The sequence below is a fragment of the Proteus sp. CD3 genome (assembly GCF_008808075.1).
GTDB classification, from domain to species: domain Bacteria; phylum Pseudomonadota; class Gammaproteobacteria; order Enterobacterales; family Enterobacteriaceae; genus Proteus; species Proteus appendicitidis.
Genome location: NZ_CP019686.1, coordinates 3,724,511 through 3,738,287 on the forward strand (window position 1 = coordinate 3,724,511; position 13,777 = coordinate 3,738,287).

Consider the following 13,777-nt stretch of genomic DNA (forward strand, 5'->3'; position numbering starts at 1 on the left):
AAAGAGGTATTGTGCTGTGAATTTAAATGCAACAATCCTCGGCCAGGCCGTCGCATTTGTCCTGTTTGTTTTGTTCTGTATGAAATTCGTATGGCCACCAATTATGGCGGCCATTGAAAAACGTCAAAAAGAAATTGCTGACGGTTTATCATCTGCAGAACGTGCTAAAAAGGACTTAGATTTAGCGAAAGCCGATGCAGGCGATCAGCTAGCGAAAGCAAAAGCAGAAGCTCAAGCAATCATTGAATCAGCGAATAAACAACGCACTCAAATGATTGAAGATGCTAAAGCAGAAGCAGAGCAAGAACGTAGTAAGATCGTTGCACAAGCTCAATCCGAACTGGATGCAGAGCGTAAACGTGCTCGTGAAGAACTTCGTAAACAAGTCGCAATGCTGGCTATCGCAGGTGCCGAGAAAATTATTGAACGTTCCGTGGATGAAGCTGCTAATAGCGACATCGTTGATAAACTGGTCGCTGAACTGTAAGGAGGGAGGGGCATGTCTGAAATAGCAACGGTAGCTCGCCCCTACGCCAAAGCAGCTTTTGACTTTGCTGTGGAAAACCAGGCTGTCGATAAGTGGCAGGTTATGCTGGCGTTCACCGCTGAAGTAGCACGCAATGAGCAGGTAACCGAATTACTTTCTGGTTCTTTAGCATCAGAAAAACTGGCTGACATCTTTGTTGACCTTTGTGGCGAACAATTAGATGGTCATGCTCAGAATTTAATTCGTGTTATGGCTGATAATGGCCGTTTATCAACGTTGCCTGAAGTATTGAGCCAATTTATTCAATTGCGCGCAGTACTAGAGTCAACGGTTGACGTTGAAGTAACTTCTGCCATTGAGCTAACTAAACAGCAGCTAGCTAACATTTCTGCAGCGATGGAAAAACGTCTATCACGCAAAGTGAAGCTGAATTGCAAAATTGATAAGTCTGTTATCGCAGGCATGATTATACGCGCCGGTGACCTCGTCATCGATGGCAGTATTCGTGGCCGTTTAGAGCGATTAACTGACGTCTTGCAGTCTTAAGGGGACTGGAGCATATGCAACTGAATTCCACTGAAATCAGCGAACTGATCAAGCAGCGCATTGCTCAGTTCAATGTAGTGAGTGAAGCTCACAATGAAGGTACGATTGTATCCGTTAGTGACGGTATTATTCGTATCCACGGTTTAGCCGAAGTTATGCAGGGTGAGATGATCGCACTGCCGGGTAACCGTTTCGCTATCGCACTGAACTTAGAGCGCGACTCTGTTGGTGCGGTTGTGATGGGTCCTTATGCTGACTTAGCAGAAGGCATGAAAGTTAAATGTACAGGTCGTATTCTGGAAGTTCCTGTTGGGCGTGGTCTGCTTGGCCGTGTGGTAAACACACTGGGTGAGCCGATTGATGGTAAAGGTGCAGTAGAGCATGATGGATTCTCACCTGTTGAGATGATTGCTCCTGGTGTTATCGACCGTCAATCAGTTGATCAGCCTGTACAAACAGGTTACAAATCCGTCGATGCCATGATCCCAATTGGTCGTGGTCAGCGTGAATTGATCATCGGTGACCGTCAAACAGGTAAAACTGCTCTGGCTGTCGATGCGATCATCAACCAACGCGACTCTGGCATTAAATGTATCTATGTCGCTATCGGTCAGAAAGCCTCTACTATTTCGAACGTTGTTCGTAAATTAGAAGAACATGGCGCGTTAGAAAACACCATTGTTGTTGTTGCTTCTGCATCAGAATCAGCAGCGCTGCAATACCTAGCACCTTATTCTGGTTGCGCAATGGGTGAATACTTCCGTGACCGTGGTGAAGATGCACTGATTATTTATGATGACCTGTCTAAACAGGCTGTCGCATACCGTCAAATTTCACTGTTACTTCGTCGTCCACCTGGACGTGAAGCATACCCTGGTGACGTTTTCTATCTGCACTCCCGTTTACTTGAGCGTGCTGCTCGCGTTAATGCTGAGTACGTAGAAGCATTCACTAATGGTGAAGTTAAAGGTAAAACCGGCTCTCTGACTGCGTTACCTATTATCGAAACGCAAGCAGGGGACGTTTCTGCATTCGTTCCTACGAACGTAATCTCTATTACCGATGGTCAGATCTTCTTAGAATCTAACCTGTTTAACGCAGGTATCCGTCCAGCTGTTAACCCAGGGATCTCCGTATCTCGTGTTGGTGGTGCAGCTCAGACTAAGATCATGAAGAAACTTTCTGGTGGTATCCGTACTGCTCTTGCGCAGTATCGTGAGCTGGCAGCATTCTCACAGTTCGCTTCCGATCTGGACGATGCTACCCGTAAACAATTGAACCACGGTCAGAAAGTGACTGAATTGCTGAAACAGAAACAGTACGAACCAATGTCTGTCGCACAACAGTCTTTATCACTGTTTGCAGCAGAACGTGGTTATCTGGAAGATGTTGAAATTTCAAAAGTTGTGCCATTTGAAGCGGCTTTATTAGCTTATGCCTCTCGTGAACATGCTGATTTATTGAAAGAAATCAACCAGACTGGTACTTATAACGAAGAAATCGAAGCGAAGCTGAAAGGCGTGCTAGAAAACTTCAAAGCGACTCAGTCCTGGTAATAACTATTCGGCCTAATAGTTAAACATTAGGCCGTCTGGTTCATGAGGAGAAGCAGAAATGGCCGGCGCAAAAGAGATACGTTCGAAGATCGCCAGTGTGCAAAACACACAGAAGATCACTAAAGCGATGGAGATGGTCGCCGCGTCGAAAATGCGTAAAACGCAGGAACGCATGGCAGCCAGCCGTCCTTATGCAGAAACCATGCGCAGTGTGATTGGTCACCTTGCGTTAGGGAATCTGGAATACAAACATCCATACCTCGAAGAGCGTGAAGTTAAACGTGTCGGGTACCTGGTTGTTTCGACCGACCGTGGTTTGTGTGGTGGTTTGAACATTAACTTGTTCAAAAAACTGCTGGCAGACATGAAAGAGTGGTCTGAAAAAGGTGTGCAGGTAGATTTAGCACTCATCGGTTCTAAAGCCGCTTCATTCTTTGGCTCAGTAGGCGGGAATGTGGTTGGTCAAGTAACGGGTATGGGTGATGATCCAAAACTGTCAGACCTTATCGGTCCAGTCAATATCATGTTGCAGGCTTATGACGAAGGTCGTTTAGATAAACTGTATGTGGTGGCAAATAAGTTCATCAATACCATGGCTCAAGAGCCTAAAATTCTTCAGGTTTTACCATTACCACCAGGTGATGATGAAGAGCTGAAAGAAAAATCTTGGGATTATCTGTACGAACCTGATCCTAAGGCGTTACTGGATACTTTACTGCGTCGTTATATCGAATCGCAAGTTTACCAGAGCGTCGTAGAGAACTTAGCGAGTGAGCAGGCCGCCCGAATGGTCGCGATGAAAGCCGCTACAGATAACGGTGGTAACCTGATTAAAGAACTGCAATTGGTGTACAACAAAGCACGCCAAGCAAGCATTACTCAGGAACTTACAGAAATTGTGTCTGGTGCAGCCGCGGTATAACAGCTAGGTTTACGAATTACGTAGAGGATTCAAGATGGCTACTGGAAAGATTGTCCAGGTAATCGGCGCCGTAGTGGACGCCGAGTTCCCTCAGGATAGCGTCCCTAAAGTATACGACGCTCTTGAGGTTATGAATGGTAAAGAAAAACTGGTGCTGGAAGTTCAGCAACAGTTAGGCGGTGGTATCGTTCGTTGTATCGCAATGGGTACATCAGACGGTTTAAGCCGTGGCTTAAAAGTTGAAAACTTAGGCCACCCAATTGAAGTACCAGTAGGTAAAGCAACTCTGGGACGTATCATGAACGTTCTGGGTACACCTATCGATATGAAAGGTGATATTGCAACTGAAGAACGTTGGTCTATCCACCGTGAAGCACCAACCTACGAAGAGTTATCAAACTCACAAGAACTGCTTGAAACCGGTATCAAAGTAATGGACTTAATCTGTCCGTTCGCTAAAGGTGGTAAAGTAGGTCTGTTCGGTGGTGCGGGTGTTGGTAAAACAGTTAACATGATGGAATTGATCCGTAACATCGCGATCGAGCACTCAGGTTACTCTGTATTTGCTGGTGTTGGTGAGCGTACTCGTGAGGGTAACGACTTCTATCATGAAATGACAGATTCTAACGTTCTTGACAAAGTATCGTTAGTTTATGGTCAGATGAATGAGCCACCAGGAAACCGTCTGCGTGTTGCACTGACTGGTCTGACTATGGCTGAGAAATTCCGTGACGAAGGTCGTGACGTACTGTTATTCGTAGATAACATCTATCGTTACACCTTAGCCGGTACTGAAGTATCAGCACTGTTAGGTCGTATGCCATCAGCGGTAGGTTACCAACCAACATTGGCTGAAGAGATGGGTGTTCTGCAAGAACGTATCACTTCAACCAAAACAGGTTCAATTACCTCTGTACAAGCTGTATACGTACCTGCGGATGACTTAACTGACCCATCACCAGCAACAACGTTTGCTCACTTAGATGCGACAGTTGTACTGAGCCGTCAAATTGCTTCATTAGGTATCTACCCTGCGGTTGACCCACTGGATTCTACCAGTCGTCAGTTAGACCCACTGGTAGTTGGCCAAGAGCACTATGATGTGGCTCGTGGTGTTCAGTCTATCCTGCAACGTTATCAGGAGCTGAAAGACATCATCGCTATCTTAGGTATGGATGAACTGTCAGAAGAAGATAAACTGGTTGTTGCGCGTGCGCGTAAGATCCAGCGCTTCCTATCTCAGCCATTCTTCGTTGCTGAAGTATTTACCGGATCACCAGGTAAGTTCGTTTCCCTGAAAGACACTATCCGTGGCTTTAAAGGTATTCTGAACGGTGATTATGACCACCTGCCAGAGCAGGCGTTCTACATGGTTGGTACTATCGAAGAAGCAGTAGAAAAAGCTAAGAAGCTTTAATACGGCTGACGGGAGGTTGATATGGCCGATACATCGTTCCACCTGAAAGTTGTCAGCGCTGAAAAGCAGTTATATGACGGCGAAGTTAAACGAATTCAGGTAACAGGTAGCGAAGGTGAGCTGGGTATTTATCCGCAGCATACCCCGTTATTAACTGCCATAAAACCGGGCATGGTACGTGTCGTAAAAACATCGGGCGAAGAAGAGGTTATCTACCTTTCAGGTGGTATTCTCGAAGTTCAGCCGACTGGCGTCATTGTACTGGCAGATACAGCTATCCGTGGTCGTGATTTGGATGAAGCGAAAGCGTTAGAATCTAAGCGTAAAGCTGAAGAACACATTCAATCCTCTCATGGTGATGTTGATTATGCTCAAGCATCAGCAGAATTAGCCAAAGCGATTGCAAAACTACGTGTAATCGAATTGACTCGACGTTGATGTAAATAGGCAGTCTATGAATAAAAAAGCCAGTTGGTTCTTCGCTAACTGGCTTTTTTGCGTCATGAAATATTTTGTGTGACGAAATATGTAGTATTATTTGGCATAAACAGGTTTACTTGCCATTCTTTACGGGAGTTATCGGGTTAATTATGTCTAATTCAGCTAAAAGCGTTGTTATTCTTGCTGCGGGAAAAGGCACCCGCATGTATTCACAGTTACCTAAAGTTCTTCATAAACTTGCGGGTAAATCCATGGTTCAACATGTGATTGATACTGCCAAGTCATTAGGCGCTCAACAAACACACCTTGTCTATGGGCATGGTGGTGAACTAATGAAAGAAAAATTAGGTTCACAACCCGTTAATTGGGTACTACAAGCAGAGCAACTAGGTACAGGTCACGCAATGCAACAAGCCGCGCCTTTCTTTGCTGATGATGAAGATATCCTGATGCTTTACGGTGATGTTCCACTTATCACCAAAGAAACGTTAGAACGTTTAATTGAAGTCAAACCAGAAGGCGGTATTGGTTTATTAACGGTTATTTTAGATAACCCAACGGGTTATGGTCGTATTGTTCGTGAAAATGGCGAAGTAACTGGCATTATCGAACAAAAAGATGCATCTGAAGAACAACTCAAAATTACTGAAATCAACACGGGTATTTTAGTAGCAAACGGCGGTGATTTAAAACGTTGGTTAGGTAAGCTCAATAATAACAATGCACAAAAAGAGTATTACATTACTGACATTATCGCGTTAGCGTATAAAGAAGGTCGTAAAATTGAAACGGCTCACCCTCGTCGCCATAGTGAAATGGAAGGTGTGAATAACCGTTTACAACTGGCTGCATTAGAACGTATTTACCAAACAGAACAAGCTGAACGTTTATTATTAGAAGGCGTTATGTTGCTTGATCCTGCTCGTTTTGATCTACGTGGTACATTAACTCACGGTAAAGACGTCGTGATTGATACCAACGTGATTATTGAAGGTGATGTCACTTTAGGTAACAACGTTGAAATTGGCACAGGGTGTGTCCTGAAAAACTGTGTGATTGGCGCTAATTCTATTATTAGCCCTTATACGGTGATCGAGGATGCAAACTTAGCACAAGAGTGTACTGTCGGACCATTTGCACGCCTTCGTCCGGGAAGTGAATTAGCGGATAAAGCTCACGTTGGTAACTTTGTTGAGATGAAAAAAGCAAGCTTAGGTGTTGGCTCTAAAGCGGGTCATCTGACTTACTTAGGCGATACTGAAGTAGGCGCTAATGTTAATATCGGTGCAGGTACTATTACTTGTAACTACGATGGTGCGAATAAATCCAAAACAGTGATTGGTGATGATGTCTTTATTGGTTCAGATACCCAATTAGTTGCGCCAGTTACGGTTGCTAATGGTGCAACAATTGGTGCAGGAACAACACTCACTAAAAACGTGAATGAAAACGAATTAGTGATCAGTCGAGTTAAACAAACTCATATCAGTGGATGGAAACGTCCAGTGAAGAAAAAACAATAATTTTAAGAAAAGGGCGTATATTTCATTAGCGCCCTTTTCTTGTACGCTATTATTCTAAAAACAAAAAAAATATCCCCGCTTTCTACAATGGCTTGGGGAACAAACCAATCAGGTATAAGACATCCAAGTGCGAATAAACGCACAGTTTTAGGAATAACACAATGTGTGGAATAGTAGGTGCAGTTGCACAACGCGATATCGCTGAAATCTTAATTGAAGGCTTACGTCGTTTAGAATACCGCGGTTATGATTCTGCGGGTTTAGCTGTTGTGGATAATGACTGTAAAATGACACGTCTGCGAGAAGCTGGCAAAGTACAAATGCTGGCAGAAGAGGCAGAAAAAACACAAGTGATTGGTGGTACAGGTATTGCTCATACACGTTGGGCAACACATGGTGAACCTTGTGAAGATAATGCGCATCCTCATGTATCGGGTACGATTGCCGTTGTACATAATGGTATTATCGAAAACTACCAAGAACTGAAAGCAGAATTAATTAAAAAAGGGTATCAGTTTGCTTCTCAAACTGACACTGAAGTAATTGCTCACCTTGTTAACTGGGAACAGCGCCAAGGCGGTACATTACGTGAAGTTGTACAACGCGTTATTCCTCAATTACGTGGTGCTTACGGTACCGTTATTATGGATAGCCGTACACCTGAGTTATTAGTTGCTGCTCGCTCTGGTAGCCCGCTGGTGGTAGGTTTGGGCGTGGGTGAAAACTTCCTTGCTTCTGACCAATTAGCTCTATTACCTGTTACTCGTCGCTTTATCTACCTTGAAGAAGGGGATATTGTTGAGGTCACTCGTCGCCATGTTCATATTTTTGATGTGAATGGCGAAGAAGTTGTGCGTGATACGATTGAATCAAATGTTCAATACGATGCAGGTGATAAAGGTGTTTACCGTCACTACATGCAAAAAGAGATCTATGAACAGCCTCTCGCGATTAAAAACACGCTTGAAGGTCGTTTAAAATCAGAAACGATTGATCTCAGTGAACTAGGATCTAAAGCTGAAGATATCTTATCTAAAGTTGAACATATTCAAATTGTCGCTTGTGGGACTTCTTATAATGCCGGTATGGTTTCACGTTATTGGTTTGAATCTTTAGCGGGTATTCCTTGTGATGTCGAAATTGCATCAGAATATCGCTACCGTAAACCAGCAACTCGCCGTAATAGCTTATTGATCACATTATCTCAATCAGGTGAAACGGCTGATACATTGGCAGCTTTACGTTTATCTAAAGAGTTAGGATATTTATCATCACTGGCGATTTGTAACGTTGCTGGCTCTTCTTTAGTTCGTGAATCTGAATTTGTTTTAATGACTAAAGCGGGTGCTGAAATTGGTGTGGCATCAACTAAAGCATTTACCACACAGTTAACCGTTCTATTAATGCTGGTGGCATATATGGGACGTATTAAAGGTTTCGCGACATTAGAGCAAGAAGTTTCAACGGCATTACACGCATTACCAAGCCGTATTGAAAGCATGTTATCGAAAGATAAAGTGATTGAAGCGTTAGCTGAAGACTTCTCAGAAAAAAGTCACGCTTTATTCTTAGGTCGTGGCGATCAATACCCGATTGCGGTAGAAGGTGCATTAAAGCTAAAAGAGATCTCTTATATTCATGCAGAAGCTTATGCTGCGGGTGAATTAAAACATGGCCCATTAGCATTAATTGATGCGGATATGCCAGTTATCATAATTGCGCCAAACAATGAATTATTAGAAAAATTAAAATCTAATATTGAAGAAGTACGTGCGCGTGGTGGCTTACTGTATGTGTTTGCGGATCAAGATGCGGGCTTTGAAGAAAATGAAACGATGAAGTTAATTTCTTTACCTCATGTTGAAGAGCTTATCGCGCCTATTTTCTATACCGTACCATTACAGTTGTTGTCTTATCATGTGGCGTTAATTAAAGGCACTGATGTAGACCAACCTCGTAACTTAGCAAAATCGGTTACAGTTGAATAAATAAAGTTAGCTTTATTCTAAAAAAAACCAGTTATGCTGTAAAAAGCAGGCTGGTTTTTTTATGTCTAGAAAATAAAACTCTGCCCGTAAATCGATAACAGGCAGAGGAAAATAGCACCATCGGAGAGATATATTGCTATTAAAACAACACAACAGTAAAAACAAAACTAGTTGTAAGACTTAAACAGGGATTGGTTACCTGATTTATCAAAGGCGATCACTTGGTAAGGCTCTTTGTAATCACCTGCATACATACCTAAACTACCTGCGGGCATTCCTGCAACCGCAATACCCGATTTAGATTTATCCACTAAGTTGATATTTTTTAAGCTATCGACAGGGATGTGCCCAACTAAATCTTTACCTTGATAAGTCGCAAAGTGGCAACTTAATAAATTATTGGGTACACCTGCTTGTTGATATTTTTCCATTAATTGTGTTTCTGAAACAATATTCACTTTAATGTTAAAACCGGCTTCTTTCATACCATCAGCCCATAACGTACAGCATCCACAACTCTCTGTTTTATAAACCTCAACAATATTATTAGAAGCATAAGCTGTACTTGTAAAAGCAGAGATTGCAATGACAGAAGGCAGTAATAATTTTTTCATTGTTCATTCCTTTTATTAAGTTGATAGACGAAACACTAATCTTTCCCCCTACGGGAAGGTCAATTTAATTAAGGTATAAACGCGTAGAGTTTTGTAAAAAAATATTTATAGAAAACAAAGATATAAATAATACTTTGCTGACCCTTTTTTGATGCTTTTCGGGAATATAACCCGATATAAAAAGAAAAAAGCCTGCATAGCAGGCTCAAAATGGAGAAAACAGGGTAAACGTAGAGTTGAGGGTATCTCATTAAGTTAAATCACCTCTTGCGAAGAGTATTTGTGCTTTAACTTTAAATGACTATAAACCTAAACTTAACCGGAGGTTAAAGCGGAGAAATTTGTATAAAGGGTCCAAATTTATTGATTAAACTAAAATATAAAAAAGTAAAAAATAAAAAGCTAATATATTTCAATATATTAGCTTTTATAATAAACAGACTATGTTTAATTTAAATACAAATTATTTGATGGTAATTATTTGATAATGGTAATTTGTTTTACGTCGATCTCAGTACTTGTCCATTCTTTATCAACTTTACCTTCAATTCTGACGGTATTATCTGGTGTAACTGTTTGTCCACGCCATCTTTTATTGTCGATATCCACATTGATACCGCCAGTGCTGTCTTCAAAAACATACAGCTCATCACCAATTTTCTTGGTAATTTTGCCCGTTAAGATAACCCAAGTGTCATCGGAAAGATCTTTTGCTTTTGCAACAGTGGTTTCGCTAATGGAAGGACCTTTAAATCCCCCTTGATCTGCACTTGATTGGGTAGTGCCTTGAGGAGAAACAAAACCACCATTATTATGAGATGTTGTATTGGCTTGAGATGCAAAAGCCAACGTACTACCAATTAATAATACAAGAATTTTTTTCATATCAAGCTCGCTTTTTGGTTAAAATATAACTAATTATGGTACTTATTTTATTTCAGTTTTATATATAAAAAAGTATGTAAAGGTAAATCTAGGTATTAATGTATCAAATGATTGATGGTGTGATTTAAAAGCCAGAGTTATATTTTATAGTGTTGTTTTTTCCAATGTAAGTATCTATCACTAAAGACTTCTTTTCTTTAAGTTAAATCCTCTAGTTATTTCCCCTTAGGATCAGTGTAGACCGTTATTCAAATATATACCCTGTAGGATCATTGTTTTTAGATGTATTACCTCTTATCATCCAGCGCCTTCAAATTTTTTTTAATTTTCCCCTATTATTTTTAGAGGTTTTAGGTTTTATGACTAACGAACGCATTGCCAATCCGGGTCCATTAGGTTTAATGGGTTTTGGTATGACAACGATTTTGTTGAACATACATAATGCCGGTTTTTTCCCCGTAGTCTCAGTCATTATGAGTATGGGAATTTTTTATGGTGGGATCGCACAAGTTATTGCTGGAATTTTTGAGTTCAAAAAAGGCAATACTTTTGGAGCCACTGCATTTACCTCTTACGGCTTTTTTTGGGTAACATTGGTCGGAATTTGGTTATTACCCGTGATGGGCTTAAGTGAACCGACAACACCTCTCTTTTTAGGTGTATTTTTAGCGTTATGGGGAATTTTTACCTTTTTCATGTTTATTGGCACATTAAAAGCCAATAGAGCACTCCAGTTTGTCTTTTTAAGTCTGACCATTTTATTTGCATTACTGGCGATAGGAAATATCACAGGTAATGCACTGATTTTAAAAGTTGCAGGTTTTGAAGGTATTATTTGTGGTGCCAGTGCTTTTTATCTTGCAATGGCTGAAGTATTAAATGAGATGTATGGCAGAACAATACTGCCAATTGGTCACAAGTAACCGCTTTATAAAGAAGTGGCTATTTAGCCACTTCTACTACTTGGCTTTTACGGCGTATTAATTTTCTTGCACACCATGCATAAAGTAACCCGGCAACGACACCGGAAATATGTGATTCTGTTGATACACCTAATTGTCCCGGAATTAAACCATATGCCATTGATCCGTAATAGAATAGAACAAAGAGTGCAATAACAATATCGATTATTTTATGCCGAGTAAAAGCGTGAGCAATAAGTAAAGACCATAATCCAAAAATCCACCCACTTGCACCAACATGAATAGCATTTCGTCCAAAAATCCAAACTAATAAACCGCTTACGATAATAATAAATATGCTGGATAGCACATATTCTCGTAGAGATTGTGTCATGGATAAAAAGCTAAGAATAAGAAACGGGAGTAGGTTACTAAATAGATGGGACCAAGATCCATGAATGAAAGGCGCGATAAAAATACCAATTAAACCTTCACCCGTTCTTGGAATAATCCCCCATTGGAAAAGAGATATGGGGAATAGTGAGTTAATAAGTTGAAGTAAGACTAATATGATAGTTAACCCGCCAAGAAAGGTGAGCCTTTTTTTAAACCAAACTTTATCCATAACATAGCCTTAATAATGTGATGCCGTTGATAAAACACTATAACGCTATAACTATAAATATAAATAGAAGAGCCTCTAATAAAAAAGAAGAAAGGCTCTTTTTTATTTATTAGTCTAATAAATTAAGGCAAGCAGCTCCACGAGCGCCACCTGCATCACCATGACGTGCTTTTTCTATTGCTGGAATTTGTGCACTTCCATAGACACAGTGTGAGAGATATTCGGGCAATTGATCATACAGCGCATTAAATTGTGATAATCCACCACCAACAACAATTAAATGTGGATCAAGCACAGTAAGAATATTACTTAGATAAATGGCTAACACTTTCATATAACGATCAACGTGTTCTTCAGTTTTCTTATCTCCAGCATAGTATTGCTCAACAATATCAACAGCTCTTTTAGGAGTGTGATTGAAGGCCTTATACATACGTTCAAAACCACGACCAGATAAATAAGTTTCAAAACACGCTTTTTTGCCACAACCGCAGATGATTTTTGGCATTGTCTCGCCAATCACGTTATCTGCGTCCACATTCAGATTCATATGCCCAATTTCACCGGCAATTCCATTCTTGCCAGACAATACTTTGCCATCAATAACAAAACCGCCACCAACACCAGTGCCTAAAATAAGTCCAAGTACAGAAGGATGATGACGAAATTCGGGGTCCCATGCTTCCGATAAGGCAAAGCAGTTAGCATCATTTTCAACTTTAACCGGTCTATTGAGTATATGTGCAAGATCATGAACCATAGGTTTGTATTTCGCTGCTGGAACATTAGTAGTAAATACTGTTCCTTCTTTTGCATTCACAATACCAGGAACACCAACCCCGATTTTTCCTCTACATCCTAATTCAATGTCAGCTTCTAAGGTCAGTTCCTTAAAAACATTCAATAATGCCGGATAATCATTTTTAGGTGTAGGAACTCGTTTTTGCCACACTTGAGTCAGATCTTTATCAAAAACGGCAAGCTCTATTTTTGTGCCGCCCATATCAAAACCATAATACATATCAGTCTCTTAATTATTCTGTAAATATTATTTATAGCAACGACAAGGTTGTCGTTACGTGGCCATTTCTATTTCAGTCAATACTTAAGTTATCTCTACTGCTTATATACACTAGGTTAAAGAAGAACAGTGATTGGTGACAGTTGAGTTTTCTTTATCTATTGATTACTACTTTCAATCAAAACACTACGTACTTTCATTAGAGCAAAGCCTAATAAATTTAATCCATTCCAAAGTAGAGGATTGTTAATCTCATTGCCTTGCTCACTTAAACCGACTCCCCATATTTTATCAACGGGGCTTGCTTCAACAAGCACACGATTGCCTGTTGAAATCAGAAATTTACCAAGCTCTTCATTTTGGGAAAACTTAGCGATATTGGCACGAATAACAATATCCATACGGTGTTGTTCCCAAATACCTTGGTCAAATCCTTTTACTTCTCTGCCTAATGCTTTCGCAGAGCCTGGATTAGATGCAGTAATAATGCGCTTTCTGACTTCTATATCATTAAATAGCTTCGCTTTTTCAGCCATCATACAGTGCTCAGCGCTGGCATAACGTACATCATCTAATATAAAAGGTGCAGGATACCATTGGCTAAAGCAACTTTTTGCGATGTCATTGCCTTTACTTTTGTGTCCCCAAAAGTAGATGTACTTTATTTTCTTTCCTGCCCGAAATTCTTTTTTTAATTGTTCTAAATCCATCTTTTTTCCCGTTATGTTGAATACTCCTCATTCACTTTATAAAGATAGCATAGAAGTAAAGAAGGATAGAGTGCCTTTTTGCTATTCTGCTTATAGGTGAAGCGATTCCGCTATTTTGAATTATTCTTATAAAATTAATC

Annotated in this window: 14 protein-coding genes; 9 read left to right on the forward strand and 5 right to left on the reverse strand. The window is 40.6% G+C overall.

What is annotated here, in order from left to right:
• Positions 1–16: 16 nt before the first annotated feature.
• From atpF to glmS, 8 genes are all read left to right on the forward strand, one after another.
• Entirely contained in the window at positions 17–487 is a 471-nt protein-coding gene (gene atpF, locus BTA34_RS16610; protein ID WP_036914499.1) for a F0F1 ATP synthase subunit B, read from the forward strand.
• A 12-nt stretch (positions 488–499) separates the two neighbouring features.
• Complete coding sequence (gene atpH / locus BTA34_RS16615; RefSeq protein WP_006534344.1) at positions 500–1,033, forward strand: F0F1 ATP synthase subunit delta; 534 nt, start codon at positions 500–502, stop codon at positions 1,031–1,033.
• A 14-nt stretch (positions 1,034–1,047) separates the two neighbouring features.
• Positions 1,048–2,589, forward strand: a complete 1,542-nt coding sequence (atpA, locus tag BTA34_RS16620; protein ID WP_006534343.1) for a F0F1 ATP synthase subunit alpha — start codon at positions 1,048–1,050, stop codon at positions 2,587–2,589.
• Between the two features lie 58 nt (positions 2,590–2,647).
• Positions 2,648–3,511: a F0F1 ATP synthase subunit gamma gene (gene atpG / locus BTA34_RS16625; protein WP_006534342.1), complete on the forward strand. Its 864-nt coding sequence runs from the start codon at positions 2,648–2,650 to the stop codon at positions 3,509–3,511.
• Between the two features lie 34 nt (positions 3,512–3,545).
• Positions 3,546–4,928: a F0F1 ATP synthase subunit beta gene (atpD, locus tag BTA34_RS16630; RefSeq protein ID WP_023583323.1), complete on the forward strand. Its 1,383-nt coding sequence runs from the start codon at positions 3,546–3,548 to the stop codon at positions 4,926–4,928.
• Positions 4,929–4,949: 21 nt separating this feature from the next.
• Entirely contained in the window at positions 4,950–5,366 is a 417-nt protein-coding gene (locus BTA34_RS16635) for a F0F1 ATP synthase subunit epsilon (protein WP_006534340.1), read from the forward strand.
• A 152-nt stretch (positions 5,367–5,518) separates the two neighbouring features.
• Complete coding sequence (gene glmU, locus BTA34_RS16640; RefSeq protein WP_151436494.1) at positions 5,519–6,892, forward strand: bifunctional UDP-N-acetylglucosamine diphosphorylase/glucosamine-1-phosphate N-acetyltransferase GlmU; 1,374 nt, start codon at positions 5,519–5,521, stop codon at positions 6,890–6,892.
• Between the two features lie 161 nt (positions 6,893–7,053).
• Positions 7,054–8,880 carry a glutamine--fructose-6-phosphate transaminase (isomerizing) gene (gene glmS / locus BTA34_RS16645; protein WP_151436495.1) on the forward strand — a complete coding sequence of 609 codons (1,827 nt, stop codon included), beginning with the start codon at positions 7,054–7,056 and terminating at the stop codon, positions 8,878–8,880.
• 167 nt (positions 8,881–9,047) lie between these two features.
• Here the strand turns inward: glmS and BTA34_RS16650 are convergent, their stop codons facing one another.
• Together BTA34_RS16650 and BTA34_RS16655 are read right to left on the reverse strand one after the other, a co-directional pair.
• Complete coding sequence (locus tag BTA34_RS16650; RefSeq protein ID WP_151436496.1) at positions 9,048–9,494, reverse strand: DUF411 domain-containing protein; 447 nt, start codon at positions 9,492–9,494, stop codon at positions 9,048–9,050.
• Between the two features lie 477 nt (positions 9,495–9,971).
• Entirely contained in the window at positions 9,972–10,379 is a 408-nt protein-coding gene (locus BTA34_RS16655) for a YgiW/YdeI family stress tolerance OB fold protein (protein WP_151436497.1), read from the reverse strand.
• 359 nt (positions 10,380–10,738) lie between these two features.
• Here BTA34_RS16655 and satP point away from each other — a divergent pair, with 359 nt between their 5' ends.
• The gene (gene satP, locus BTA34_RS16660; RefSeq protein WP_151436498.1) at positions 10,739–11,302 is read left to right on the forward strand and encodes an acetate uptake transporter; all 564 of its coding nucleotides are present in this window, start codon (positions 10,739–10,741) and stop codon (positions 11,300–11,302) included.
• A gap of 19 nt (positions 11,303–11,321) precedes the next feature.
• Here the strand turns inward: satP and BTA34_RS16665 are convergent, their stop codons facing one another.
• From BTA34_RS16665 to BTA34_RS16675, 3 genes are all read right to left on the reverse strand, one after another.
• Positions 11,322–11,906 (reverse strand): rhomboid family intramembrane serine protease, encoded by a 585-nt coding sequence (locus BTA34_RS16665; protein ID WP_151436499.1) that lies wholly within the window; start codon positions 11,904–11,906, stop codon positions 11,322–11,324.
• Positions 11,907–12,015: 109 nt separating this feature from the next.
• Positions 12,016–12,927: an N-acetylglucosamine kinase gene (gene nagK, locus BTA34_RS16670; protein ID WP_151436500.1), complete on the reverse strand. Its 912-nt coding sequence runs from the start codon at positions 12,925–12,927 to the stop codon at positions 12,016–12,018.
• Positions 12,928–13,085: 158 nt separating this feature from the next.
• Positions 13,086–13,637, reverse strand: a complete 552-nt coding sequence (locus BTA34_RS16675; protein ID WP_151436501.1) for an NADAR family protein — start codon at positions 13,635–13,637, stop codon at positions 13,086–13,088.
• Positions 13,638–13,777: the final 140 nt, after the last annotated feature.